Origin of the sequence: Pseudomonas fluorescens (assembly GCF_018614775.1) — a bacterium.
GTDB lineage: Bacteria > Pseudomonadota > Gammaproteobacteria > Pseudomonadales > Pseudomonadaceae > Aquipseudomonas > Aquipseudomonas fluorescens_BY.
The window spans coordinates 16,390-41,132 of record NZ_JAGGOF010000034.1 but is presented as its reverse complement, the minus strand read 5'-3'; the positions used below and the strand labels follow the sequence as shown (position 1 = coordinate 41,132).

Annotated in this window: 36 protein-coding genes and 2 pseudogenes; 31 read left to right on the top strand and 7 right to left on the bottom strand. The window is 59.9% G+C overall.

Features of this window, described 5'->3' with window-relative positions:
• Window positions 1–112 precede the first annotated feature (112 nt).
• Both J7E36_RS09925 and J7E36_RS09920 read right to left on the bottom strand, forming a co-directional pair.
• Complete coding sequence (locus J7E36_RS09925; RefSeq protein ID WP_215002323.1) at window positions 113–1,138, bottom strand: phage portal protein; 1,026 nt, start codon at window positions 1,136–1,138, stop codon at window positions 113–115.
• The gene (locus J7E36_RS09920; RefSeq protein ID WP_215002321.1) at window positions 1,135–2,895 is read right to left on the bottom strand and encodes a terminase ATPase subunit family protein; all 1,761 of its coding nucleotides are present in this window, start codon (window positions 2,893–2,895) and stop codon (window positions 1,135–1,137) included. Before J7E36_RS09920 ends, J7E36_RS09925 begins: the two co-directional genes overlap by 4 nt.
• A 168-nt stretch (window positions 2,896–3,063) precedes the next feature.
• Here J7E36_RS09920 and J7E36_RS09915 point away from each other — a divergent pair, with 168 nt between their 5' ends.
• From J7E36_RS09915 to J7E36_RS09865, 12 genes and pseudogenes are all read left to right on the top strand, one after another.
• The gene (locus J7E36_RS09915; RefSeq protein WP_215002319.1) at window positions 3,064–3,894 is read left to right on the top strand and encodes a GPO family capsid scaffolding protein; all 831 of its coding nucleotides are present in this window, start codon (window positions 3,064–3,066) and stop codon (window positions 3,892–3,894) included.
• A gap of 42 nt (window positions 3,895–3,936) precedes the next feature.
• Window positions 3,937–4,956 (top strand): phage major capsid protein, P2 family, encoded by a 1,020-nt coding sequence (locus J7E36_RS09910; protein ID WP_215002317.1) that lies wholly within the window; start codon window positions 3,937–3,939, stop codon window positions 4,954–4,956.
• Window positions 4,957–4,959: 3 nt separating this feature from the next.
• A complete protein-coding gene (locus J7E36_RS09905) occupies window positions 4,960–5,661 on the top strand; it encodes a terminase endonuclease subunit (protein WP_215002315.1) in 702 nt (233 codons plus the stop codon).
• Between the two features lie 103 nt (window positions 5,662–5,764).
• A complete protein-coding gene (locus tag J7E36_RS09900) occupies window positions 5,765–6,226 on the top strand; it encodes a head completion/stabilization protein (protein WP_215002313.1) in 462 nt (153 codons plus the stop codon).
• Entirely contained in the window at window positions 6,226–6,438 is a 213-nt protein-coding gene (locus J7E36_RS09895) for a tail protein X (RefSeq protein ID WP_215002311.1), read from the top strand. Before J7E36_RS09900 ends, J7E36_RS09895 begins: the two co-directional genes overlap by 1 nt.
• 45 nt (window positions 6,439–6,483) lie before the next feature.
• Window positions 6,484–6,807, top strand: coding sequence for a phage holin, lambda family (locus J7E36_RS09890; RefSeq protein ID WP_215002309.1), 324 nt, complete (start codon window positions 6,484–6,486; stop codon window positions 6,805–6,807).
• Entirely contained in the window at window positions 6,804–7,646 is an 843-nt protein-coding gene (locus tag J7E36_RS09885) for an N-acetylmuramidase domain-containing protein (RefSeq protein WP_215002307.1), read from the top strand. Before J7E36_RS09890 ends, J7E36_RS09885 begins: the two co-directional genes overlap by 4 nt.
• Window positions 7,643–7,849 (top strand): hypothetical protein, encoded by a 207-nt coding sequence (locus J7E36_RS09880; protein WP_215002305.1) that lies wholly within the window; start codon window positions 7,643–7,645, stop codon window positions 7,847–7,849. Before J7E36_RS09885 ends, J7E36_RS09880 begins: the two co-directional genes overlap by 4 nt.
• A gap of 53 nt (window positions 7,850–7,902) precedes the next feature.
• A pseudogene (locus J7E36_RS25255) lies at window positions 7,903–8,211 on the top strand (Rz-like lysis system protein LysB); the annotation flags it as partial.
• Window positions 8,132–8,389, top strand: a complete 258-nt coding sequence (gene lysC / locus J7E36_RS09875; protein WP_215002303.1) for an Rz1-like lysis system protein LysC — start codon at window positions 8,132–8,134, stop codon at window positions 8,387–8,389. The pseudogene J7E36_RS25255 and the gene lysC, both read left to right, overlap by 80 nt.
• Window positions 8,386–8,862, top strand: a complete 477-nt coding sequence (locus J7E36_RS09870) for a phage tail protein (RefSeq protein WP_215002301.1) — start codon at window positions 8,386–8,388, stop codon at window positions 8,860–8,862. Before lysC ends, J7E36_RS09870 begins: the two co-directional genes overlap by 4 nt.
• A complete protein-coding gene (locus tag J7E36_RS09865) occupies window positions 8,859–9,326 on the top strand; it encodes a phage virion morphogenesis protein (RefSeq protein ID WP_215002299.1) in 468 nt (155 codons plus the stop codon). Before J7E36_RS09870 ends, J7E36_RS09865 begins: the two co-directional genes overlap by 4 nt.
• On the opposite strand, the gene J7E36_RS09860 is transcribed toward J7E36_RS09865, so the two are convergent.
• Window positions 9,323–10,540 (bottom strand): hypothetical protein, encoded by a 1,218-nt coding sequence (locus tag J7E36_RS09860; protein ID WP_215002297.1) that lies wholly within the window; start codon window positions 10,538–10,540, stop codon window positions 9,323–9,325. The two genes, J7E36_RS09865 and J7E36_RS09860, sit on opposite strands and share 4 nt — an antisense overlap.
• 123 nt (window positions 10,541–10,663) lie before the next feature.
• On the opposite strand from J7E36_RS09860, the gene J7E36_RS09855 reads away from it, so the two are divergent.
• From J7E36_RS09855 to J7E36_RS09795, 14 genes and pseudogenes are all read left to right on the top strand, one after another.
• Window positions 10,664–11,236 carry a phage baseplate assembly protein V gene (locus J7E36_RS09855; protein ID WP_215002296.1) on the top strand — a complete coding sequence of 191 codons (573 nt, stop codon included), beginning with the start codon at window positions 10,664–10,666 and terminating at the stop codon, window positions 11,234–11,236.
• The gene (locus J7E36_RS09850) at window positions 11,233–11,577 is read left to right on the top strand and encodes a GPW/gp25 family protein (RefSeq protein ID WP_215002294.1); all 345 of its coding nucleotides are present in this window, start codon (window positions 11,233–11,235) and stop codon (window positions 11,575–11,577) included. Before J7E36_RS09855 ends, J7E36_RS09850 begins: the two co-directional genes overlap by 4 nt.
• Window positions 11,574–12,485, top strand: a complete 912-nt coding sequence (locus J7E36_RS09845; protein WP_215002292.1) for a baseplate J/gp47 family protein — start codon at window positions 11,574–11,576, stop codon at window positions 12,483–12,485. The genes J7E36_RS09850 and J7E36_RS09845 overlap by 4 nt, the downstream gene beginning before the upstream one ends.
• On the top strand, window positions 12,485–13,102 hold the full coding sequence (locus tag J7E36_RS09840) for a phage tail protein I (protein ID WP_215002290.1): 618 nt from the start codon (window positions 12,485–12,487) through the stop codon (window positions 13,100–13,102). The genes J7E36_RS09845 and J7E36_RS09840 overlap by 1 nt, the downstream gene beginning before the upstream one ends.
• A pseudogene (locus J7E36_RS09835) lies at window positions 13,099–13,572 on the top strand (phage tail protein); the annotation flags it as partial. The gene J7E36_RS09840 and the pseudogene J7E36_RS09835, both read left to right, overlap by 4 nt.
• A 54-nt stretch (window positions 13,573–13,626) precedes the next feature.
• Window positions 13,627–14,280 carry a gp53-like domain-containing protein gene (locus tag J7E36_RS25520; RefSeq protein WP_435304166.1) on the top strand — a complete coding sequence of 218 codons (654 nt, stop codon included), beginning with the start codon at window positions 13,627–13,629 and terminating at the stop codon, window positions 14,278–14,280.
• A gap of 10 nt (window positions 14,281–14,290) precedes the next feature.
• The gene (locus tag J7E36_RS09830) at window positions 14,291–14,746 is read left to right on the top strand and encodes a phage tail assembly chaperone (protein ID WP_215002288.1); all 456 of its coding nucleotides are present in this window, start codon (window positions 14,291–14,293) and stop codon (window positions 14,744–14,746) included.
• A 90-nt stretch (window positions 14,747–14,836) separates the two neighbouring features.
• Window positions 14,837–16,006, top strand: a complete 1,170-nt coding sequence (locus J7E36_RS09825; RefSeq protein WP_215002286.1) for a phage tail sheath protein — start codon at window positions 14,837–14,839, stop codon at window positions 16,004–16,006.
• 29 nt (window positions 16,007–16,035) lie between these two features.
• Window positions 16,036–16,551 carry a phage major tail tube protein gene (locus tag J7E36_RS09820; protein WP_215002284.1) on the top strand — a complete coding sequence of 172 codons (516 nt, stop codon included), beginning with the start codon at window positions 16,036–16,038 and terminating at the stop codon, window positions 16,549–16,551.
• Between the two features lie 28 nt (window positions 16,552–16,579).
• A complete protein-coding gene (locus tag J7E36_RS09815) occupies window positions 16,580–16,909 on the top strand; it encodes a phage tail assembly protein (protein ID WP_215002282.1) in 330 nt (109 codons plus the stop codon).
• Between the two features lie 8 nt (window positions 16,910–16,917).
• Complete coding sequence (locus J7E36_RS09810; protein ID WP_215002280.1) at window positions 16,918–17,037, top strand: GpE family phage tail protein; 120 nt, start codon at window positions 16,918–16,920, stop codon at window positions 17,035–17,037.
• A complete protein-coding gene (locus J7E36_RS09805) occupies window positions 17,027–19,627 on the top strand; it encodes a phage tail tape measure protein (protein WP_215002278.1) in 2,601 nt (866 codons plus the stop codon). Before J7E36_RS09810 ends, J7E36_RS09805 begins: the two co-directional genes overlap by 11 nt.
• Before the next feature lie 5 nt (window positions 19,628–19,632).
• Window positions 19,633–20,073, top strand: a complete 441-nt coding sequence (locus J7E36_RS09800; protein ID WP_215002276.1) for a phage tail protein — start codon at window positions 19,633–19,635, stop codon at window positions 20,071–20,073.
• On the top strand, window positions 20,070–21,344 hold the full coding sequence (locus tag J7E36_RS09795; RefSeq protein ID WP_215002274.1) for a phage late control D family protein: 1,275 nt from the start codon (window positions 20,070–20,072) through the stop codon (window positions 21,342–21,344). Before J7E36_RS09800 ends, J7E36_RS09795 begins: the two co-directional genes overlap by 4 nt.
• A gap of 49 nt (window positions 21,345–21,393) precedes the next feature.
• On the opposite strand, the gene J7E36_RS25250 is transcribed toward J7E36_RS09795, so the two are convergent.
• From J7E36_RS25250 to J7E36_RS09780, 3 genes are all read right to left on the bottom strand, one after another.
• Window positions 21,394–21,888, bottom strand: a complete 495-nt coding sequence (locus J7E36_RS25250; protein WP_231286395.1) for a BRCT domain-containing protein — start codon at window positions 21,886–21,888, stop codon at window positions 21,394–21,396.
• 116 nt (window positions 21,889–22,004) lie between these two features.
• Window positions 22,005–22,169 carry a hypothetical protein gene (locus J7E36_RS09785; RefSeq protein ID WP_215002272.1) on the bottom strand — a complete coding sequence of 55 codons (165 nt, stop codon included), beginning with the start codon at window positions 22,167–22,169 and terminating at the stop codon, window positions 22,005–22,007.
• Window positions 22,170–22,269: 100 nt separating this feature from the next.
• The gene (locus J7E36_RS09780) at window positions 22,270–22,620 is read right to left on the bottom strand and encodes a helix-turn-helix domain-containing protein (protein ID WP_215002270.1); all 351 of its coding nucleotides are present in this window, start codon (window positions 22,618–22,620) and stop codon (window positions 22,270–22,272) included.
• 84 nt (window positions 22,621–22,704) lie between these two features.
• On the opposite strand from J7E36_RS09780, the gene J7E36_RS09775 reads away from it, so the two are divergent.
• Entirely contained in the window at window positions 22,705–22,956 is a 252-nt protein-coding gene (locus tag J7E36_RS09775) for a DNA-binding protein (RefSeq protein WP_215002268.1), read from the top strand.
• Between the two features lie 29 nt (window positions 22,957–22,985).
• A complete protein-coding gene (locus J7E36_RS09770; RefSeq protein WP_215002266.1) occupies window positions 22,986–23,459 on the top strand; it encodes a YmfL family putative regulatory protein in 474 nt (157 codons plus the stop codon).
• Between the two features lie 106 nt (window positions 23,460–23,565).
• Here J7E36_RS09770 and J7E36_RS09765 read toward each other — a convergent pair whose 3' ends face one another.
• Complete coding sequence (locus J7E36_RS09765) at window positions 23,566–23,727, bottom strand: hypothetical protein (protein ID WP_215002264.1); 162 nt, start codon at window positions 23,725–23,727, stop codon at window positions 23,566–23,568.
• A 22-nt stretch (window positions 23,728–23,749) separates the two neighbouring features.
• Between J7E36_RS09765 and J7E36_RS09760 the strand changes: the two genes are divergently transcribed.
• From J7E36_RS09760 to J7E36_RS09750, 3 genes are read left to right on the top strand one after another with little or no spacing between them, the layout of a single operon-like run.
• Window positions 23,750–23,974, top strand: coding sequence for a hypothetical protein (locus tag J7E36_RS09760; protein WP_215002263.1), 225 nt, complete (start codon window positions 23,750–23,752; stop codon window positions 23,972–23,974).
• On the top strand, window positions 23,971–24,567 hold the full coding sequence (locus J7E36_RS09755) for an antA/AntB antirepressor family protein (RefSeq protein WP_215002260.1): 597 nt from the start codon (window positions 23,971–23,973) through the stop codon (window positions 24,565–24,567). Before J7E36_RS09760 ends, J7E36_RS09755 begins: the two co-directional genes overlap by 4 nt.
• Window positions 24,545–24,736 (top strand): hypothetical protein, encoded by a 192-nt coding sequence (locus J7E36_RS09750; protein ID WP_215002258.1) that lies wholly within the window; start codon window positions 24,545–24,547, stop codon window positions 24,734–24,736. Before J7E36_RS09755 ends, J7E36_RS09750 begins: the two co-directional genes overlap by 23 nt.
• The last annotated feature ends 7 nt before the right edge of the window (window positions 24,737–24,743 follow it).

The window sequence follows — 24,743 nt, the reverse complement described above, 5'->3', positions numbered from 1 at the left end:
CCACTTCCTGGGACACGATCTACATGTCCACTTCCAGTTCATGGTTACAGCCCCCACCGACCTTTTCTGCCACTGGCGCAGTTCGCTGTACAGAACCGAACGCCTTGGAGTCTTAAGCCTCCCCGCCGGTTGCGTAGTGTTTGAAACGCATTATTTCCTCCCCTAGCCAATGATTTAATTGCGTCATCCGCGTCTGGATGGGCTCCAGCTCATTCGCCGCATAAATCTGCGCAGCTTCCCGGATCGACCCAAACCCACCCGCGTTCTGCGGCACAATACCCATCAACTGCGGCGGAATCCGCAAGCTCGCCAGCACATCGTCACGTGTCTGATTCTTGATCGAGTTGAATTCATCCTTCGCCGCCACCTCACTGACAGGAATCAATTGAATCCCGTCCTTCTTGCCAGTCGGCGAATAGACAAACAAATTCCGAAAATTCCCCGGCCCCTTCGACTCCTTCAGCGCATTACGCAACGCATCAATATCCGCCTCAGTCTGCGCCGCATCGGTCATGTACAAGATGAACCCCGCATGGCTCCCATTCTCGTAATACTTACGCCGAAACAATGTCGCCGACTCGTTCAAAAGCGCCGATTGCAAGGCACTGATCCACTCCGGCAACCCATAAATTTCCTGGTGCAAATCCGCCTCACGCAGATGAAAAATGCTCCCTGGCTCAAACGCGTGCTCATTTTTCCATCCCTGCACCTGGTAAAACCGCCCATCCGGCCCAACCCGCATGTACTTCGCCAACGACGGCACCAGCTGCCGCGTACCGCCCAGCACCGAACGGCGCTTCTCCAAATACGCATTGCCCAGGCATAGAAAGTCCAGGGCGAACTGTTCAAAAGCCGCCCGGGACAGCATCGGGTGCGGGATAAACGTCTTGCTCAACAGGTTGCGCTTGAACATCAACCCCGAATGCAGATGCACGCTCGCTCCCACTGACCGGGCCAGGCCATTGAGCGACAACGGCGGCTCATACCACCGCCCGTTGAACCAGCACTCCAGGTAATCGAACACCTCGCGACCACCCAGCACCGGCGTCGGCTCCCCAAAGCTGAACACCTGTGTACCCGCACTGGCGGCATCGAGCGTAGCCGGCAACAGTTCCTGGCTGGCGAGTTGTTCGGTCATGTGAAAATCTCCATTCGCCCGGTATTGGCAGCGGTCTGCCCTTCGAGCGGTTCGTTGTGCAATGCGTGGAAGAGCGCCCAGGCCAGGTCGGCGTGGCCGGTGTTGTCGTTGCGCCCGGCGGTGTAGGTGAACTGGCGGCCGCCGGCGGTGATGGTCTTGCGGATTGCCATGAGCGACTGGGCCATGTCGGTCCAGCCAGCGTCGAACTCCAGCCGGCCCTTGTGGATCACGTCATAGGCCTTGAGCACAAGACGGGTTTTCACCTCGGGGGAGTAGCTGAAGGTGGTGACGGCCGGGAAGAACTGGCGCACCAGCTGGGCCACGCCGCTGCCCAGGCCGGTGACGTCGATGCCGATGTAGGTGACCCAGTAGCGGTCGCACACGCCCTTGATGGCGGCGGCCTGGGCAGCGAAGTCCATACCACGGAACTGATGGCGCTCAAGCACGCGGAATTTCCCGCCAGGCACCAGCGGCGGCGCGACCACCACTAGGCCCGAACAGTCGCCCGTCTCGGCCGGGTCGTACCCAACCCAAACCTGCCGGTCGCCAAATGGACGCATGGCGAACGGTTTGTAGTCCTCGGCCCACTCCACCCAACTGTCGACCATGCACGGCTGCAACACCGCCAGCGGAAAGATGCTCGCGCCGTCGTCGACGAATTCGCACATCAGCAGGTTGGCGAACGCCTCAGGGCTGTACTCCCGGCGCAGCTCTTCGATGTCGAATCGGTCACAACCGCCCCGCTCCGCGTCGAGGATAGTGACGATCTGACGCCACAGCCGGTCCTCACAGAACCGCCCCTGCTGGAGCGCACCATGGGACACGTCCACTTTGGTGTGCTGCGCGGCGGGCTTGCCCTTGTTGAAGCGCTCGCCGGTCCAGAAGGTGTAGGCTTCGTGAGCCATGCTCGATGGCGTCGAGAAGTAGGTTTTGCGCCACTTCTTGTGCATCGCCATGCCCGAGGCGACCTTGTTCAACTCCTCGAACTTGAACGTCCAGAAGAACTCGTCGAAGTAGAAATTGCCGTGATAGCCCTGGGCGGTACGGGCGTTGGTGCCGAGGAAAAACAGCTCGGCGCCGTTGGGCAGCACAATTGGGTCACCACTCAGCTCGACGCCGATGACTTCCCGGGCGAAGGCCTGGATGTACCCCCGAAACAGGTAGGCCTGGTTCTTCGACGCCGACAGAAAAATCTGATTACGCCCCGTGTCCAGAGCGTCGACGAACGCCTCGCGAGCGAAGTAGTAAGTGGCGCCGATCTGCCGGCTCTTGAGGATGACGCGTGTACGCTGATTGCCGGCTCGGTACCAGTCTCTCTGGTAATCAAAACAGCCGTCGATGAAGGCCTCGCGCAGCAGCTCGACCTGGTCTTCATCGATCTCATTTTTGACGGCCTTCTTCTTCGGTTCAGCGTTGCGCTTGGCCAGGTTCGGGTTGAGATCGGTTTCGGTACCGCCACCCTGGAAGCGCTGAATTCGCGCCTGCCGCTCCAACTGCCGGTGCAGCAGATCAATCTCCTTGAAGTCGCCGCCGCTTTTCCCCTCCTTGAGGATCAGTTGCACCAAACGCGCTTCCAACGCCCCGCCGATACGCTCAACATTATCGGCCCGGTCCCACTCATCGCGGGCCTTCCAGCTGTGTAGCGTTTTTTCCTTTTCGCCCGTAGCCTCGGCAATCTCGCAGACACGCCAGCCCATCCAGTACAGAAACTTGGATTGGCGTCGGGGATCGATGGGCAGCAGCGCGGGCGTCGTCATGGCCGAGATGCTGCCGCCCCACGGCCGCGACTCAACAGCGCCGCCCTTTGTACCCTCCCCGCCTACAGTCCCGCCTCGTTGCCGCCGCGCGCGCCCGTGACGACCATGCCCCTCATTGCAACGCACTGCTCAACCCAGCAGGCGCCCCACGCACTGAGGATTTCCGGCATGAAGAAGTTTCGCAGCAACTGGTTCCGCGTCGCCGTCGAGGGCGCCACCTCGGACAAGCGCACCATCAAACGCAGCTGGCTGGAACAGGCCGCCAAGAACTTCAACCCGACCACCTACGGCGCCCGCATCTGGCTGGAGCATTTCCGCAGCCTGCTGCCGGATAGCCCGTTCAAGGCCTACGGTGACGTGCTGGCCGTGAAGACCGAAGAGGTGGACATCAACGGGCAGAAAAAACTGGCCCTGTTCGCCCAGGTTGAGCCAACCCCCGAGCTGATCGCCATGAACAAGGCGAAGCAGAAGATTTACACCTCCATCGAAATTGACGACAGCTTTGCCGACACCGGCGAGGCCTACATCGTCGGCCTGGCTGTCACCGACTCACCGGCCAGCCTGGGCACCGACGTCCTGGCGTTTTCTGCGCAAAAGCCCGACGCCAGTCCGTTCAAGGACCGGCATTACTCGGCGACCTCGATGTTCACCGAGGCGCTGGAAACCGAGCTGAAGTTCGAAGAAATCGAAGAGAAACCGAGCATCGGCGCCCAGCTCTTCAGCAAGGTGCAAGCCTTGCTGACCGGCAAGCAGGCCAAGGACGACACCGAGTTCGCGCAGATCGGCGAGGCGGTCGAGGCCATCGCCGTGCACGTCAAGGATCTGCCCGACCAACTGGCTGCCGAGAAGCGTTTCTCCGCAGAACTCAACGCCCGCCTCGATCAACTGAGCAAAGACTTCACCGAATTGAAGACCCAGCTCTCCACCACCCAGGACCACAACCAAAAGACCCGCCCTCCGGTAACCGGTGGCGACAACCAGGTCATGACCGACTGCTGACAGCCGGCCACCCACAGCCCCGATCAACGAAGGACGACATTCATGCGCAACGACACTCGCGAACACTTCAACGCCTACCTGAGCCAGGTGGCGCGCCTCAATGGCGTGTCCTCGACCGCCGCCACTTTCTCGGTTGACCCGACGGTTCAGCAGACGCTGGAAACCCGCATGCAGGAATCCAGCGAGTTTCTGGGCCAGATCGGCATCATCGGCGTGGACGAACTGCAAGGCGAGAAAGTCGGCCTGGGCGTGAGCAGCACCATTGCCGGTCGTACCGACACCACCGGCAACGGCGTGCGCGTGCCTCGCGACGTGTCGTCGCTGGACAAAAAAGGCTACGAAGCCAAACACACCGACTTCGACACCGCTCTGCGCTACGCGCAGCTCGACGCCTGGGCGAAATTCCCGGACTTCCAAGCCCGCCTGCGCGACGCCATCCTCAAGCGTCAGGCGCTGGACCGCATCATGATTGGCTTCAACGGCGTCAGCGCTGCCGCCACCACCGACCGGCAGGCCAACCCACTGCTGCAAGACGTCAACATCGGTTGGCTTGAGCAGTACCGCCTCAACGCACCGGCACGCGTCCTGAATGAAGGCAAGGCGCCCGGCAAGATTGTTATCGGCAAAGGTGATGAGGCTGACTACAACAACCTGGATGCATTGGTGTTCGATGTCATTGCCAACCTCATCGACCCGTGGCATCGCAAGGATCCAGGCATCGTGGTCATCCTCGGCAGCAACCTGGTGCACGATAAATACTTCCCGCTGATCAACAAGGAACAGCCAGCGTCCGAGAAGCTGGCCACCGACATGATCCTTTCGCAAAAGCGCATGGGCGGAAAGCAACCCGTCGAGGTGCCCTATGTGCCAGACGGCGCCGCGCTGATCACCACCCTGCCGAACCTGGCCATCTACTGGCAGATCGGTGGACGCCGTCGCTACGTGAAGGAAGCACCAGAAAAGAACCGCATCGAGAATTACGAATCCAGCAACGACGCCTACGTCGTCGAGGATTACGGTCTCGGCTGCCTGGTCGAAAATATTGAGCTTGAGGAAGCTTGACCCATGGCCAGCAGCCTCGCGAAACGCCATTTCCAACGTGTCACGGCCGCCCAGGAGGCGGCCGCGACGGAGCCAACTCAAACCATGGCCGGCGCCACCGCTTACGAGCATCAGCTCAACCAACTGCTGCAAGACCGCCTGCGCCTCAAACAGGTCCAGTCCAACCAGGGCAAGGCCGAACTCAAGCGCCAGTTGCTGCCGGGCTACGAGTCCTATGTGCAAGGCGTGCTGGAGGCCGGCCAGGGTGCTCAAGACGAAGTCCTCACCACCGTCATGGTCTGGCGCTTCGATGCCGGCGACTTTACCGGTGGCCTGGACATCGCCACCTACGTGCTGGAACACAACATGGTCATGCCCGACCGTTTCGCCCGCACCTTGGGCTGCCTGGTCGCCGAAGAAGTTGCGACCGCGGCCTTCAGAGCCCAGAAGGTCGGCGAGCCGTTCGACCTGGCGATCCTGTATCGCACCGCCGAACTCACCGACGCACAAGACATGCCCGACCAGGCCCGCGCCAAGCTCTTTCTCGCCATGGGCCGCGCCACGCTGGACGGCCTGACCGAAGAACCCCCAGGGCAACCCGGCCAGCTTCAGGCCGGTGTGGACCTGCTGAAAAAAGCCATCGCCCTGCACGATGCCTGCGGTGGCAAAAAGGACCTGGAGCGGGCCGAACGCCTGCTCAACAAACGTGCCGGCACCGCCGGCTAACCGAGCGTCCCCACGCACCCCGCCGGCTCGGGGCAGATCGGCCAGGCATGCCGCCTGAACGTGAAGCCCCGACCACCGGCGACCTATTTCCGAGTGCTGTTTCATGAGCGGATTCGTAGCCGGCGGCGCCGTCGCCAGCGGCCATATCAACACCAACGCCTTCTGGCCTTCGATTGATCTCGACGACCTGCGCGCCACGCTGAGGATCGACGCCAGTGTCACCGCACCGCGTTTGGAAACCGCCGTCATTGCCGCCGTCCTCAGCGTCAACCGTGAGCTGAGCGAATGGCGCGCCGTTCAGCAAGCTGTCGGCTATGCCGAACTGGCGGACGTACCCGGCGAAAGTGTCAACGGCGTGCCGGTGCTGGTGTACCTCTATCGTCGCGCCATTGAAGCCGCCACGGGGGCCGAAGTGTGCGAGCGCTACCGCTCCTACGACACCACCCACAGCGGCAGCCAGAACGCCGACGACCTCACGCCAACCATCGACGAATACCGCCGGGACCTGCGCTGGGCCGTGCGGGATTTCCTCGGGATCAACCGCACCACCGTGGAGTTGATCTGATGCCCGTCACCGTCCGCGCTTTCCAGAACGACACCGTCGACGCCCTGTGCTGGCGTCACTACGGCCGCACCGCCGGCGTAACCGAAGCGGTACTCGAGGCCAACCCCGGCCTGGCCGACTACGGGCCGATCCTGCCCCAGGGCCTGGCCGTGCAAATGCCCGAAGCCCAGGTCGCCGCCCCACAAAGGCAGATGGTGAACCTATGGGACTGATCATTCAGCCACGAGCCCACGAACCCACCAACCCTGGATTACGGAATGAAGCACATGCCTGAACGTCCCGACACCTGGGCCTGGCTCGCCGCCTGGCTTGAGCAGAACTGGCCGGCCTTGTACGCGGGGATCCTGGCGCTGACCATCGCCGCCCTTCGGATCATCTACGGCGGCGGCACCTTGCGCCGCATGGCCGTCGAAGCCCCTTTGTGTGGTGCCCTGGCCCTGGCTGCCAGTCATGGCCTGGCACTGCTGGGCATCCCTGCTTCCACCGCGCCGTTCTTTGGTGGGGTGATCGGCCTACTGGGCGTCGAGGGCACTCGCGCCGCCGCCAAAAAGTTTTTCACCCGCAAGGTAGAACAGCTATGACGACACTTCGCTACGGGGACCGCTCCCAAGCGGTGCGCACCCTGCAAAAAACCCTGAACGCCCACGGCGCGCTGCTGGAGGTGGACAGCGACTACGGCGCCCTCACCGAAGCCGCTGTACGGGCCTACCAACTGAAGATCGGCCTGGTCGCCGACGGTGTTGCAGACGAGAAAACCCTGACAAGCCTGGCTGGCGGCAGTTGCCAGCAGTTGCTGAAAAACGCTGACCTGGTGAACGCGGCGCAGATCCTCGACGTGCCGCTGGCCAGCGTCTATGCGGTCAACGAAGTGGAGTCGAGAGGCAAAGGGATCCTGGCTAACGGCAAACCAGTGATTTTGTTCGAACGCCACATCATGTATCGCCAGCTGGCAACACCCCGCCACGAAGACGACCGCCCCGACGAACTCAAGCAGCACGCCGACCAGCTCGCCGTCGCCAACCCTGGCCTCGTCAATCCGAAGCCCGGTGGTTACGCCGGCGGAACCGCAGAGCATCAGCGCCTGAGCAACGCCCGACTGATCGACGACACCGCCGCGCTGGAATCCACTTCCTGGGGCGCGTTCCAGATCATGGGCTTTCATTGGCAGCGCCTGAGCTACGACAGTGTGCAGGCGTTCGTCGCTGACATGAACGCAGGCGAATCCCAACAGTTCGCCGCCTTCGTGCGGTTTATCCAGACCGACCCGGTCCTGCATAAAGCCCTGAAAGCCCGGAAATGGGCCGAGTTCGCCAAGCTCTACAACGGCCCGGACTACCAGCGAAACCTGTACGACATCAAGCTCCATCGCGCCTATGAGCGCTACATTGATTGCGGCTGCGGTCAGGAGGTGGCGGCGTGATCGATCTTGAAGCGGTGCGCAAACTGGACGTCCAGGACGGCAACCTGCTGGTGGTCCCGGAAAATACCGAACAAGAGGATATGCAGCTGCTGTGCGAGGCCCTGTCCTTCATGATGCCCGATTGCCGGGTGGTCATCGTGCGGGGCCCCGTGGAACAGATGGATGTCGGCGCCATGAATAAACTCGGCTGGTACCGGGCGTGAGTACCCTGCGCCAAGCCCTACTCGGTATCGCACTGATCGCGGCTCTGGGACTGATGGTCTGGAGCCAGGAACTGCGTATCAGCAAAGCGAACAAGGACACCCGACTGGCCGAGCGAGATGCCAACAATGCCCGGGAGCAAGCTCAACGCAACCTCTCAAACGTTAACGCCTTGCACACCACCCTCCAACAGGAGCGCAACGCCCAGACCACTTTGCGCGCTCAGCAGGATCAGTTGCGCCAAGGCCTGGCGAAGCGCGAACTCACCATCGAGGCACTGAAACGTGAAAACGCCGACCTACGCGCCTGGGCTACCCAGCCTTTGCCTGCTGCTGCTCGCCGGCTGCGCGAGCGCCCCGCCCTCACCGGCGCCGACGCTTATCGTCAGTGGCTGTCCGGCCGTGGTGCCCTGCACCCTGCCGGCGACGAGCCCACTCAATAACGGCGATCAGCTCACCGACCAGGACCGCATCGAAGCGGCATGGGCCGAATGTGCGGGTCAGGTCGATATGGTTTACCAACATCAGCAGGCCCAGCGATGAACAAGCCCGATAGTCTCAAGGCGCACTTGCTCGCCACCGTCGCCGAACTGAAGCACAACCCCGACCGGCTGCTGATCTTCATCGACAACGGCAAAATCCGCTGCACCGCGGCTGCCACGCTGTCGTTCGAATACAGCTTCGATTTACAGGTCATCCTCACCGACTTCACCGGCCACCCCGACAGCGTCATGCTGCCGTTGCTGGGCTGGCTGAGCGTGAACCAGTCCGAGCTGCTGGAGAACCTGAACAAGTCCGCCGAGGGCATCCAGTTCGAGGCTGACATCCTGGATAACAGCAAGGTGGACCTGAGCCTGACACTGCCGCTAACCGAGCGTGTGGTTGTGGGGAAAGACGCCGGCGGCAACACCACCGTCCGCCACCCTGGCGAACCTCAGCGGGTTGTGGCGTTCCTTGAACCTGCGTGGGTACCCGGCGCCCAAGGCACTGGCAGCGAATGGATGGTGCCGAAATGACCAACCGTCTGGAGGCACTGGAGGACTGGGCCGCTGGACTGCTGGGTCAGTTGGAGCCGACATCACGTAACAAATTGGCCCGGGGCATCGGGCAAGCGCTACGGCGCAGCCAGCAACAGCGAATCATTGCCCAGCGCAACCCGGACGGCAGCAAATACGCGCCACGCAAAAAGCGCAACCTGCGGGGGAAGCAAGGGCGGGTGAAGCGGAAAGTGCAGATGTTTCAGAAGCTGCGCACGGCAAGTTTTTTGAAGGTCCAAGGCGACCGCAACGCTATCAGCGTAGGGTTCGCGGGAAGGATCATAAGAATCGCTAGGGTTCACCAGTATGGATTGAAGGATCGAGCCGAACGGGGAGCACCAGACGTAGGATATGATCAGCGGCAACTCCTAGGATTTACCGAAGCGGATCTTGATCTGATCCGCGACGGACTGTTGGCACATCTGACTCATCATGAAAGTTAAAATTTTGTACCTGAAGGATGCACCCTAAGTCGCGGAAACATGCCTGTTTCTAGCCCATGGCTGAAAACCTTATTAAAAGCGTCATAAAAACCCTCATCACCTTCAATAAAGCGAGTGTACTGGTGCAGTTCCGTGTATGACAGAGGGATACAGGCTACGCCAGTCGCCTTGTAAAGCTCCAACATAGGAGGGGTATACTCATCATAATCATCATCAAAAAGCTCTCTCAATATCACTAGCGCATATATTCGTTTACCCGTCAAATCAATCTCAACTTCCTTTCCATCTATCAGAAAGACAAACGGAACTGTTCTCTTCAAATAGCCAATAGCTCCTTTTACTTGACCAAGTCCGCCCTTCAAAGACTTCTTGGTTGCATTTCGCTTCTTCTCAATAGTTTTGTTTAACGTACTCTCAAGATTTTGACTATCTTTGGCCTGTATAAGAATCACGCTACGAGCAGTTACCACTAGGACATCGACCACTTCTTCCTTATCATTAACCCTCAGAGGGGCAAGATAGATTTCTTTAGATTTAAATGTACGCTGAAGCAAAGCGACGATTTCTTTTTCTTGAAACGGTCCCGGTTCAGTACGTTCCAAAGGGGCCGAACTGAATCCCGGACTGCCATGATAGTCATGAGCATCAGGACGCATATCGAAGTATATGATGTCATCAGGCATAAGCGATTTTGTAAATGTCACTTTGATTGCTGAGGCATCATCTGCTTGACTGCTAAACCGAAACCACTCAGTGATGCGATCAAGAATCAAACTTTGATTCAGACCTTCAATAGAGGGAACAATGGCCCCTCTTAACATATCTTTGTGTCGTTTAGTGGAATGGAATTCGGTTCTATATGCCAGCATCTCCCTTCCAAGCTCATCAAAGAAATGAACATCAACAATTGGTGCTTGGAACAACAAAGAAAACTCTTTAGCCCTCAGCTCCTTTATGAGCGCACCACCTGACGTATAGGGGTGACGCTGATCATCAAAAAATGCAGCTAGGAAGGCGAGAGATTGAGCGCCAGGAATTTCGTATGGTATTAGATAGATAAAAAAACCCTGTCTAACCTTAGCCGTTAAGATTGCTTCCTTAGAGGTTTTTACAATCAGTTTCGGGATAGAGTCTCCCTTGATAGTTATTGGGAGCAGGCCGATAGACAAATCATGAACTTTATGCATCACGTTTGGATGCAGGATGGAAAGCATCAAATCACTCCTTGATACAACGATGTGTTCCATCACCTTAGCTGAGAAACGGGAACCTGTAGGTCGAGTTCTTACAAGGCGATATTGCTGAATTCGTACGCGCATGGCGCCACCATCGGCCCTATGAACGACTTAGCCACCCTCGCCCGCCTGATCGAAAACCTCATCCGCTACGGCACCATCGCCGCCGTCCAGATGCAGCCTCCGCGCGTGCAAGTCAAAACCGGAACCCTCACCACCGCCTGGCTACCCTGGATAGCACCACGAGCCGGCGCCGACCGCGAGTGGAATCCGCCAACCCTCGGTGAACAGGTTCTGCTATTCAGCCCCTCGGGCCAGCTCGGCAACGGCGTCGCCCTGACGGGCCTATTCAGCGACCGACTCCCCGCCAACGGCGACCGCGAAGGCCTGCACCGCGTCACTTACCGCGATGGCACAGTGATCGAGTACGACAGCCTCGCCCACCACCTCAACGCCACGCTCACCGAAGGCGGAACCACCCACCTGACCAGCACCGGCGGCATCAACATCGTCGGCAACATCACGCACCTGGGCGACTACACCCAAACCGGTAACCAAACAGTCACCGGCAAGATCACAGTTTCGGAGGATGTAGTGGCGGCGGACATCAGTCTCGTGGAACACGTGCACGGCGGCGTCACGCCGGGCAACGGCAAAACAGGGGCACCGGAATGAACCGACACACCGGCTCCGCCATCGATACCGTCGGCAGCATTGCCCAGTCCATGACCGACGTCCTCACCACACGCCTGGGCACTAGGGTCATGCGCCGCGAGTACGGCAGTCTGTTGCCCGAGCTGGTGGACCACCCGTTCAACGACATCATCCGCTTGCAGGTGTATGCAGCCACGGTCATGGCGCTGATGCGTTGGGAGCCGCGTATCCATCTGAGCCGGGTGCAGTTCCTGGGCGCGACGCTGCAAGGTCAGTCATCGCTGGATATCGAAGGCAGCATCGTCGACAGCAACGCGCCGCTGAGCCTGAGCGTGCCCTTACACCTTGGAGGCAGCGCATGAACTCGTTCGTCGCGATTGACCTGAGCCAACTCCCGGCGCCCGAGGTCGTGGAGCAGATCGATTACGAACAGATCCTTGCCGAGCGCAAGACCTACGCCATCAGCCTCTGGCCCGAGGAAGAACGGGAAGAGATCGCCGCCCGCCTCGAGCTGGAGTCCGAGCCGCTGACCAAACTGCTCCAGGAGAATGCCTACCGCGAGATGATCTGGCGCCAGCGTGTCAATGAGGCATCTGTCGCCAACATGCTGGCCTTGGCGAAAGGCAGTGACCTGGACAACCTGGCCGCCAACTACAACGTCAAGCGCCTGGTCATTCAGGCCGCCAAACCTTCGGCCGTGCCGCCCATTCCGTTGCTGATGGAAAGCGACGACAGCCTGCGCGAACGTGCGCAAATGGCCTGGGAGGGGTTAAGCACCGCTGGCCCGCGCAACAGCTACATCTTCCACGCCCGCTCTGCTGACGGGCAGGTCGCCGACGCCACGGCCGAGAGCCCAGAGCCGGCCGAGGCGGTGGTGACCGTGCAATCGATCCTCGGCGACGGCACTGCCGAGCCGGCCTTGCTGGCTACCGTCATGGCGTACCTCAGTGACGACGACCGCCGACCTGTTGCGGATCGGCTGACGGTACAGAGCGCCCAGGTCATCAACTACCAGGTGAAAGCCCAGCTGTACCTCTGGACCGCCGGCCCTGAAAGCGAGCTGATTCTCGCGGCGGCCCATGCGAGCCTGCTGAGCTTCGTACACAAGCGGCGGCGCCTGGGCCTGGAGGTCTCCGAATCGATCATCCATGCATCGCTGCACGTCGAGGGCGTGCGCAAGGTCGTGCTGGAAGACTGGGCTGATATCATCGCCACCCGCTACCAGGCCCCGTACTGCACCAGCATCGACTTATCGTTGGGGGTGGAATGATGGCCGACGTCCCCTTGCTCCCGGGCAACTCGACTCCACTGGAGCGTCAGGCAGCGCAGGCCCTGGCACAGATTCAGCGCGTGCCGATTCCGCTGCGCACCCTGTACAACCCCGACCGATGCCCTTTGCCCCTGCTGCCCTACCTGGCCTGGACCTTTTCCGTGGATCGCTGGGACGGCAACTGGACCGAAGCGGCCAAGCGCGCAGCCATTCGCAGCGCGTATTACATCCACTCGCGCAAGGGCACCATCGGTGCACTGCGCCGCGTTGTCGAGCCGCTTGGCTATCTGATCGAAGTCATTGAATGGTGGCAGACGGTGCCGCTCGGTCCACGCGCCACCTTCGCACTCAAGCTCGGCGTGCTGGACTCCGGCATCACCGAAGCGATGTACCGGGAACTGACCTGGCTCATCGACGATGCCAAACCCCTGACACGGCACCTCACCGGGCTTGCCATCAGTCTGCAAACCACCGGCCTCATTCACGTCGGCGTGTGCCTCACCGAAGGCGACGAAATCGACATCTACCCACCCGCACCGCGTGACATCGAGGTCACGGGCCACATCCGCCAGGGCGGCCGTGAACACCTGATCGACACCATGGACATCTACCCATGACAGACCAAAACAGCCAGTTCTTCGCCATTCTTACCGCCGTCGGCAAAGCCAAACAGGCTAATGCCGACGCCCTGGGCATCCCTTGGACGTTTGCCCAGATGGGCGTTGGAGATGCCAACGGCACCGACCCGATCCCCGATGAGCAACAGACGCAGTTGATCAACGAGCGTCGACGTGCGCCGTTGAATGAATTGAAAGTAGACCCAGCCAACCCGGCCGTCATCATCGCCGAACAGGTCATCCCCGAGAACGTGGGCGGCTGGTGGATTCGAGAAGTCGGGCTATACGACGCTGACGATGACCTGGTGGCGGTTGCCAATTGCCCACCCAGCTACAAGCCGCTGGTAACCCAAGGTTCAGGTCGTACCCAAGTGGTGCGGGTGAACCTGATCGTCAGCAACACCGCCAATGTCGAACTCAAAATTGACCCATCCGTGGTGCTAGCCACCCGTGCCTACGTCGACGGCAGAACGGTTCGCGCCAGCCAGGAAGAGGCCGAGGCAGGAACTGAAAACAGCAAGATCATGACGCCGGCCCGGGTGTTTCAAGCCATCGCCAAGCTCGTCAAGCAGGCCACGGAAACGGCCTTCGGTTGGGCCAAAATTGCCACTCAGGAACAAGTCACGGTCGGTACGGATGACACGGTCATCGTCACACCGAAGAAGCTGAGAGCCGCCCAAGCCACACAGGCCGAAGCCGAGGCCGGTACCGATAACACCAAGATCATGACGGCGCTCAGGGTGGTCCAGACAATCCGCTCAGCGGCAGCGACAGCCACCGAGGCGCTTCAAGGCGTGCTCCGCATCGGCACCCAGGCAGAGGTGAGCGCCGGTACGCTGGACAACGTCGTCGTCACGCCCGCAAAGATGCGCGGCGGCTTGCTCTACAGCCTTACCGAAAACGGCTACATCGTCTTACCGTCCTGGCTGCTCGGCATCACCTTCATGTGGGGCACGACACAGACCAACGGTTCGGGCGTCGGAACAACCACCTTCCCGCTCGCCTTCCCCACCGTTTGCTGGCACGTCTTAGGCACCGGACGCGCTACAAATCCGTTGCTTATAGGGATTTGGGGCGGCAGCGGCGCGCCCACGCAAACGGGTTACACCTGGTGCGCCTCCACCATCAACGGCAGCCCCGGCGTACTGGGCATCGACTGGATCGCCATCGGGCGATAAGGAACTTCACATGCTCAGACTCTACAGCGCCACCACAGGCTGCACCTATCTGGAAACCATCCACCCGGATGCGCCGCAGGACGCCGTACCCATCACGGAAGAACGCTTCCTGGAGGTTATCGCCAACCCAGCGCCCGGCAAGGTTCGCAGCCATGACGACCAGGGGCTGCCCATCCTGATTGATCCACCACCGCCAACGGCCGAGGAATTGGCCCTGGCTGAACGTCAATGGAGAGACGCCGAGATCGAAAGCGTTCGATGGCTGCGCGAGCGCCACCGTGACGAGATCGACTCCGAAAGGCCGACAACCCTCACGGTGGCGCAGTCCGGGGAGCTTTTGGATTACGTCCAGGTCCTGCGTGACTGGCCGCTGTCGCCAGATTTTCCTGACTCAGCGTGTCGGCCCGTGGAACCGCCTTGGGTGGCTGAGCACAACCGGCGACCGACCCGCCACCGCACCCTGTAACAGCCCCCTCTACAAGCCCCCGCGCTCGCCCAATCGGCGCGCGCGCGGCAGCCTGTGCACAGTCACTTCAACCACTGCGCAGGCAAACCCATGTCCGATTATCTTCATGGCGTGCGGGTCATCGAACTCAACGACGGCACCCGCCCCATTCGCACCATTCCCACGGCTGTAATCGGCATGGTCTGCACGGCCGACGATGCGGATGCCAACGTTTTCCCCTTCGATACGCCAGTCCTGCTGACCAACGTCCAAACCGCCGTAGGCAAGGCCGGCACCAGCGGTACGCTGGCCTCCAGCCTCCAAGCCATCGCCGATCAGACCAGGCCCTACACCATCGTCGTACGGGTCAAGGAAGGCGATACAGATGAGGAAACCACCAGCGCCTTGATCGGTACCACCACCGCCGACGGCAAATACACCGGCATGAAAGCCTTGCTCGCCGCCAAAGCCCGCGTTGGCATGGTGCCGCGCATCCTCGGTGTGCCGGACCTGGACAGTTTGCCGGTGGCCACCGCGCTAACCGCCATCGCGCAGCAACTGCACGGCTTCACCTACGTCAGCGCCTGGGCCTGCAAAACCAAGGAAGAAGTGGTTGCCTACCGGGACAACTTCGGCGCTCGCGAAGCGATGGTCATCTGGCCTGACTTCCAGAACTGGGACACCGTTAACAACGGGACGGTCACTGCTTCAGCCGTGGCCCGGGCGTTGGGCCTGCGCGCCAAAATCGATCAGGAAGTGGGTTGGCACAAAACCTTGTCCAACGTCGCGGTGAACGGCGTCACCGGCATCAGCGCCGACGTGTTCTGGGACCTGCAAAACCCGGCCACCGACGCCAACTACCTCAACAGCAATGAGGTCACCACGCTGATCAACGAGAGCGGCTTTCGCTTCTGGGGCAGCCGCACCACCAGTGAAGATCCGCTGTTCGCCTTCGAGAACTACACCCGCACCGCGCAGATCCTGGCCGACACCATGGCCGAAGCGCACATGTGGGCCGTGGACAAGCCGATGCATGCCTCCCTGGTGCGCGACATCATTGAAGGGATCAACGCCAAGTTCCGCGAAATGATCGCAGCGGGTTATCTGATCGGCGGCAAGTGCTGGTACCCGGACGACATCAACGACAAGGACACCCTCAAGGCCGGCAAGTTGTTCATCGATTACGACTACACACCCGTGCCACCGCTGGAAGACCTCACGCTACGGCAGCGCATTACCGACCGCTACCTGATGGACTTCGCCAACAAGATCAACAGCTGACCCGCGTCCGCGCAACGGAGAGCCCTGCCATGGCCATGCCCCGCAAACTCAAGAATCTCAACCTGTTCAACGACGCCAACAGTTACCTGGGCGTGGTCAAGTCCGTCACCCTGCCCCCGCTCGGCCGCAAGATGGAAGGTTATCGCGGCGGCGGCATGCATGGGCCGGTCAAGGCCGATCTCGGTTTCTCCGACGATGGTATCCAGTTCGAATGGAAGACCGGCGGCCTGGATCTGATCGTCCTCAAACAGTTCGGCGCCGTTAACGCCTCGGGTGTTGCCTTGCGCTTTACCGGTGCGTTCCAGCAGGACGACACCGAGGACGTCAGCGCCGTGGAGGTGGTGCTGCGGGGTCGCCACGAAACCATCGAAATGGGCGAAGCGCAGCCCGGTGAGGACACCGAACACAGCATCACCACCACCTGCACCTATTACAAATTGATCGTCGACAACGAAGAGATCATCGAAATCGACCTGCTCAATTTCATCGAGATCGTCGACGGCGTGGACCTGTTGGACAAGCAACGCCAAGCCCTCGGCATTTGATCACCCCTACCCCAAGCTGGAGCCAAAAATGAGTACTGAAGCCCCCCTCGAAGCCCCCGCCCCGATGGATGACAACACCGTGCCCCTGGATACCCCAATCATCCGTGGCAAGACCGTTATCGACAGCATCACGTTGCGCAAACCGCAGTCCGGCGAGCTGCGGGGTGTGCACCTGGTCGACCTGCTGAATATGGACGTGACCACCCTCATCAAGATTCTGCCGCGCATCAGCAGCCCAGGCATCACCGCACCGGAAGCTGCCGGCATGGATCCGGCCGACCTGGTCGCCTGTGGCAGCAAGATCTCCGGTTTTTTGTTGCAGAAATCGGCGAAGGCGGACGCATCCCTCACTGCGTAGAAGACGCCATGGCCGATCTGGCCGTGGTTTTCCATTGGGCACCGACTGATATGGACCAGTTGGGCTTGCAAGAGCTGATGGCGTGGCGCGAGCGCGCGCGGGTGCGGAGTTCCAGCGATGGCGAATGACTTGAAACTGCGGGTATTGCTCAACGCCATCGACCAGGCAAGTGGCCCGTTGAAGGCCATCAACAGGGGCAGTATCGGGGCCGCCCGCGCCCTCAAGGAAGCTCGCGACCGCCTCAAGGGGCTTAATGCCCAACAGAAGGACATCAGCGCCTGGCGCACCCAACGCGCCGCCGCAGAGCAGACCGAAAAAGCCCTCGGCGCCGCTCGTGAAAAGGTTCGGGCGCTGACCCAACAGTTCACAGCCACGGGCGCCCCCACCAAGGCAATGGCGAAGAACTTTCACGCCGCCGTCAGAGCTGCTAACGCGCTCAAACAGCAACATGCCAGCCAGCAGAGCCAACTGCACAGCTTACGAACCCGACTCAACAGCGCCGCCATCAGCACGCGCAACCTGAGCCAGGCCGAGCGAGAGCTGCGGACAAAAATAACGAGTACCAACGGAGTCATTCACCAGCAGGAGAATCGTCTGCGGCAGGCGACCAACCAGCAAAAACGCCTGGCAGCGGCGAAGACCCAATACGAGAAAAGCAAAAGTACCGTCGGCAACATGGCCCGCGCCGGGGCGGCTGGCGTGGCTGGCGGCAGCGGCATCCTGTACGCCGGCAGCAGAATGATTGCGCCGGGACTGACGTTCGACGCGAGCATGAGCAAGGTGCAAGCCCTCACCCGTCTCGACAAGGACTCGCCACAGCTGAAGGCGCTGCGCGACCAGGCGCGCCAGTTGGGCGCCAGCACTCAATTCACGGCCGGGCAAGCCGCCGACGCGCAAGGGTTTCTGGGCATGGCCGGCTTCGATCCGAAGGCCATCAAGGACGCGATGCCCGGCATGCTCGACCTGGCCAAGGCCGGCGGTGCCGAGCTGGCTGAAACCGCTGACATTGCCTCGAACATCCTCACGGGCCTCAACCTGAAAGCCGCGGACATGGGCCGCGTCGGTGACATCCTGGTAGGCACTTTCACGCGGTCCAACACCAACCTGCAGATGCTCGGTGAAACCATGAAGTACGTGGCACCGGTGGCCAGCAGCGTGGGCCAAGACATCGAGACCGTCGCCGCCATGGCCGGCAAACTCGGTGATGCCGGCATTCAAGGCAGCATGGGCGGTACCGCCCTGCGCGCCATCCTCAACCGACTCAGCTCCCCGCCCAAAGCCGCCGCGAAAGCACTGGCCCAACTCGGCATCAGCACCAAAGATGCCCAGGGCAACATGCGGCAGATGCCCGAGATTCTGACTGAGCTTTATAAAAAAACCAGGCACTTGGGGAATGCTGATCGCGCCGGGCTGCTCAAGCACATTGCCGGCGAAGAAGCCGTCAGCGCCCTGCAAGTGCTGGTCAAGCAAGCCGGTACCGGAGAGCTGCAAACATTCATCGGCACGTTGCGTCAGGCCCAAGGCGAAGCGGGCAAAACAGCCAAGGTGATGGCCGACAATCTCGCTGGCGACCTGAGCGCGCTGAACAGTGCCTGGGAGGACCTGGGCATCCAGATGCAAGAGCAACAGAATGGTCCCATGCGCGGCCTGGTCAAGAGCCTCACCGAGGTCATTGGCGCAGTCAAAAGCTGGATCGCGGAAAACCCCAAGCTGGCCGGGCAGATAGTCAAAGGCGTCGCCGGACTGGGCGCACTGATGGCCGTCACGGGGACCCTTGCAATCACCCTGGCCACCGTGTTTGGACCACTGATCATGCTCCGGCTGGTCTTGGCGCAAGTGGGCATCAAGCTGCCCGGCCTAATCGGTATGTTCTGGAAGTTGGGCAAAACCGTCCTGCCCTTCGTGGGCAAGGCCATCATTTGGCTGAGTCGAGCCCTGCTGATGAACCCCATCGGCTTGGCCCTCACCGCTATCGCCGCAGCCGCCTACTTGATCTACCGCAACTGGGACACAGTGAGAGCATTCTTCACCAGCGCATGGGCGGAAATTACCGCGGGCTTCAACAGTGGAGTGGGCGGCATTCTGCGGGTGCTCGCCGACTTCAGCCCCATCGGTCTGGTCTATCGCGCCTTCTCCAGCGTGATGAACTACCTGGGCGTAGAAATGCCCGGAAGGTTCACGGAGTTCGGCGGCATGATCATCAACGGCCTCATCGACGGGCTGACGGCCGAACTCGGCAAGCTCAAGGGCGTGATGGGCGACATCAGTGATTCGACCATCGGTTGGTTCAAGGAAAAGCTCGGCATCCACAGCCCGTCGCGTGTGTTTGCGCAGCTGGGCGGCTTTACCATGGCCGGGCTCAGCCAAGGGCTGGAGAGCGGCCAAAGTGAGCCATTGAGCGCCATGACGCGCCTGGCCAAGCAACTCACGGCGGCCGGCACCCTCGTACTCGGCGCGGCCATACCGGTGGCGGCCATGGCGCTGCCGCAATTGCCCGAGGGAGCCGCCGCGCTGTCCTCGCTGTCGGTCGATGATCGAGCGCCCATCAGCCAATCCGCCGCACCGGTCTACAACAGCCAGGACAGCTACCAAATCAATATCCATCCCACTCCGGGCATGGACCCACAGGCGATCAGCCGCGCCGTCCGCGCCGAGCTGGCGCGCATTGCCAGCGAAAAAGGCGCCCGCCAACGCAGCAAACTGTCTGACCTGGAGTAACGCTCATGATGCTCGCCTTGGGCATGTTCGTGTTCAGCCTGTCCACCGCCGCCTACCAGGAGCTGCAACGCCAGACCGAATGGCGCCACGCCGTCAACCAGCGCATCGGCGCTCCCCCAGCGCGGCAGTTTGTAGGGCGCGGTGACGACACCATCACCCTTCCCGGCATCATCCTGCCGGAACTGGCTGGCAGCGCGCTGAGCCTCGACGCCCTGCGCCTGATGGCGAATACGGGGAAGGCCTGGCCGATGGTTGAAGGCAGCGGCCGGATCTACGGCCTGTGGATCATCGAGAGCCTGAGCGAAACCAAAACCCTGTTCTTTCGTGACGGCACACCCCGGCGCATCGAATTCACCCTCAGCCTCAAGCGCATCGATGACGACCGCATCGACCTGCTCGGGGCTGCAACGCAGGTCGGCGTCAACATCATGAGGGCCCTGCTGTGATTGATACCGCGCTGGCCAAGGTCACGGGCTACCTGCAAGACCTGGCCGAGCGCTCCCAACGTGACCTCGCCTACCCCGTGCCGGCGTTCCGCATCACGGTCGATGGCAACGACATCGCGCAACTGATCAGCCCGCGATTGATGAACCTGGACCTGACCGACAACCGCGGTATCGAAGCGGATCAACTGAGCATCAGTTTGAGCGACCACGACGGATTGCTGGCCATCCCACCCAAAGGCGCAGTCATTCGCTTGTGGCTGGGGTGGAGCGACACCGGCCTGGTCGACAAAGGCACCTACACCGTCGACGAAACCGAACACAGCGGTGCACCGGACATACTGAGCATCCGCGCCCGCTCGGCAGACCTGCGCAAGGGTTTGAAAACCAAACGCGAGCGCAGCTGGAGCAACAGCACCCTCGGTGCGGTGCTGAGCGACATCGCCCAGGGCAACGGTCTCAACGCCACCATCGCCAGCGCCTTGGAAGACTCGCCCATTCTGCAACTCGACCAGGCCAACGAATCCGATGCCAACTTGATCAGTCGCCTGGGAGAGGAATTCGACGCCGTGGTCACCGTCAAGGCCGGTTGCCTGGTGTGCCTGCCGGCCGGCGGCGGTAAGACAGCCAGCGGCGCCGAGCTGCCGCACATCACCCTCGCCCGTGGCGACGGCGACCAGCACCGCTACCTGCAAGCCGACCGCGACAGCTACGACGGCGTGCGCGCCTACTTCTACGACGTGAACAGCGCCAAGAAACAGGAGGCAATCGCCGGCGGCGGCGAAAACCTCAAGGATCTGCGCCACACCTACAGCGACCGACAGTCCGCCCTGCGCGCAGCTCGGGCTGAATTCAACCGGTTACAACGCGGGAGCGCGACCCTCAGCTATACGCTCGCCCAGGGCCGGCCTGAGCTGATTCCTGAATTGACGTACACGCTCCAGGGTGTGAAGGCGGAAATTGACGAGATCGTTTGGTATGGCGGCAATGTGCAGCACGCCCTTAGCCCGGACAGCGGCTACACCGTCAGCCTGGAACTGGAGAGCAAGTTGCCCGAGGATACGGTAGAGGGGTTGGCGGAGGATAACGGCGAGGATTACACGGGGGTTATCGCGTTTTACCGTGAGAAGAAAACGGGGAAGGAAAAGAGTGTTACGGCGGGGGATCAGAGCAAGCCGAGACGGTTGCGGTGGTTGTATGCGAGTGAGAAAACGGCGAAGCGGGCGGTGGATCGGGAGTGGGTAAAGATGCAGCAAAAAGTGAGCCCTGCATGATGCAGGACTCACTTCTGGATTTAATGAATTAGACGAGAAACGGTTTAATTTAATTATCCGCCTCAGAGATTTCACCTGTATTAAACATTGCAATCAGCTGCTCTTGGCTGAGAATAAATGCGCCCTTCTCCACCGCTGACTTCACCTTAGTCCAGCCCGCATTATAACCAGCACATAAGAACGCGAGATTTTTGGTTGGAGTTTTAACTACTTTCAACCCATTCATCGCCGCAAGTTCCTCTAGCGACATTCGATCATCGGATTTGAAACCGGTAAAAAGAATTTCTCCTTGAGCGTCCGTAGGTAATCCCGCTGAAAATGGAGGAAGTGGTGGCGCACGATCAAAGGAAAGATGCTCTGCGCCCTTCAAATACTCTATTACTCGATCTTTGCGAAAAGTGCGGTAAAACTCATCAGCTTCAGCACGCCCTTGGATATAAACTGAAGTTTCCTTCCAATGAGTTAGGACGCGCTCCGTCACGTTCCCTTTACTATCTCTGTAGGAAAAAGACAGCGTCCGTGATGCATTTTTATTGGTATTCATTGAAGTTCCTTTTCTGATTTAAATGCCGAATTCAAATCGGCGAACTACGCACCCGCCTACCGCCTATTCACCAAATCTCAGGCTGAACGCCTGGACCTATGACCGTAACAGCAAGGTCATTCTGAAGTCGCGATCAGCACCTCAGCCATACGACGAATATGGCGCCGGTCGATATCAGACATCTCTCTATACAGCGTAAGAAGTTTCCTTTCATCGCCCGTCAACTTGAAGATTTCACTAGCGCTTTCGTCGTCCTGACTACCATCGCGTTGATCCAACATGCTCAATACTCCATCAAGTGCATAGTTGAATCGACGTTACCGGGCACTTTCGCAAAACAATACGTAGTTACATACAGACTTTACGTATTACTGTGTAGGACTATTCCTTTTCTCTCATCGCCATGTCCCACATAGCTCCGATGATACGGTCCACTGCTTGCTGGTCACCCTCCGGGAGGGATCGGTACTGATTCACTAAACGATCTTCCCTGACACTCAAGCCCTCGACCGGTCGCGGTGTGACAACTCCTGTTACCACAAACAAAACATCGATCCCGAGCTGCGAAGCTGCCGTATGAAGGTAAACAGAGGTCGGGTCAGTGGTGCCCGCTTCATACGCCGCCTGCGTACGTTTGGAGACGCCCATAGCGTCGCAAAACTGCTCCTGATTGAGACCCAAGCGTTTGCGCTCTGCCTGAAGCCGAGCACCTATTTCCGCTGAAAAATGCAAATTACTTCATCTCCGCTATTTACAAATGCAGATATGTGCATCATTCTTTGCGTGTCACCACATAAAAATGCACGGAACTGCACTATGCCCAACGCCCATACCTACGAGCAAGCTCGCCAGCTAGCGCGTGCCGCCCTTGAAAGGCGCGGCCAGACGGTCAAGGACTTCGCGGAGAAGCACCTGCTCAACCCCAGCACTGTTTATGCAGTGCTCAGCGGCCAGAATCGAGGCCGACGCGGTGAATCCCACCGTGCAGCGGTACTGCTAGGAATTAAGGACGGCGTTATCCCCCCCGCGGTGTCCCAAAACCATAGTGAGTGCGGGGACACAAACTAAGGCGTGTGAATTCAGGGAGAAACGAGAAAATGAAACGCTCAGTTCTAACCAGCCGAAAGGACGTCGTCAGCGCAGTGATTTGCGCTTACCCAGGTGGCCGCAAATACGCCGCGAGCGATCTCGGTATGCCGATCAAAAAATTCGATAACCAAGCCTATGAGAACGCCGGCAGTCGTCCATTGACAGACAATTACATTCACCGTCTGGAGCGTACCGCCGGTACTACGTTTCTGCCGGAATACATCTGCTCAATGTATGGCGGTGTGTTCGTACCGTTAGCAGAACCTGGGACGCTCGACAACGTGGAGTTGTACCAACGCACCGTAAAGGTCTCAGCCAAGCGAGGCGCCGTAGACCAGGCCATCGCCAAGGCCTTGGACGATGGTGTTATTCAGTCGGAAGAGGCCGACACCATTTTGAGTGCGCACCGGCGCTACCTGTCCGCGCGCCACGCTGAAGTGCTTGCAACATTGCAACTACATTGCAAAGGCGCGCGGCCGTGATTACACCTAGCCTACTTCGCTGGTTTCTCTGCGCGCCCCTTGAGTGCCTTAACCCCCGCAAGCTCGGATTTGAAGTGGTCCAGACGAATCAGTACCTCATCAAAATCTACGAATACGCGGCTTTCACGAAACGAATCTTCTTCGATACCGAAGGACGACGCGTATTCCCCCGTAGCATACGTCCTTTCAACGCGTGCTTCAGTGCGACGTAGTGCTCTTCCAGCGCCTGCAAACGCTTTTCAATGTCGTGCTTGAAATAAATTGCCATCCATCAACCTCCGAGGTTTCCCGTGTCCGTTGAAACTCACCCAAACCCTGCTCTGCAAAGAGATCAAGCCATAGCGTTATTTGACCAGGTGCTTGTACTCAATCACAACTTGATCGATGTCAATCATGCCATTGATAAAGCCTGGTCAACAGGCGACTACACCTTGGTGCAGGCCACGTTGGTGACGGCTCAGCAGGCCTTAAGCGCTGCTTGCGAGCTAACCGCGAAATTGGAGAGTCGATCATGACTACCCATTTGATACCCGTATTCAACGGCGAGCTCGACGGGAGAAACCAACAACTATGCGATGCTCGGGACCTGCACTCGTTCCTCAACGTTGGACGCGATTTCAGCACCTGGATTAAAGAGCGGCTGGAGCACTATGGCTTCGTTGAGCATGAAGACTATTCCCCGGTTTTGGGGAATAGGTCGGACGGTTTGCCGGGCAAACCTCGCACCGAATACCACCTCACCCTCGACACCGCCAAAGAACTCGCCATGGTCGAGAACAACGAACAAGGCCGGCAGGTGCGTCGCTACTTCATCGCCATGGAACGCGAAGCCCGCGAGAGCCGCGGCGCCTGCTACCTCAGTGTGGGTCAGCAGTTAGCGGTCCACCGTCAGGTGCCACGCCTGCTGGGTCAGCTCAAGGCCGAAACCTCACCCGCTATTCGCGCCACGCTGCACGCTCAGTTGAGCCAGCACTGCCATCTACTGGCTTTGCCTGTGCCCTCGCTGGAAAGCGTGGGCACGTCCCTGGGTGATAACCCAGACCTGTCTCCAAAAGATCAGCCCTCCCTTTTCAAGGTAAACCGCAATGACCTATATCCCCGAGGTTGAAAGGCATCAATTACTGGACCTGCTGGTTATCGCTCAGCAGCGATTGGACACCCTGAAAGACATCGTCGCGACGACCAACGACCCGTGCTCGGGCACCGACATCAGGCTCGCCATCGGTGATGCGATTACCCCACTGAACATCGCCCTAGAAGCGGCAGAAGCGCTGTAAAGGAATC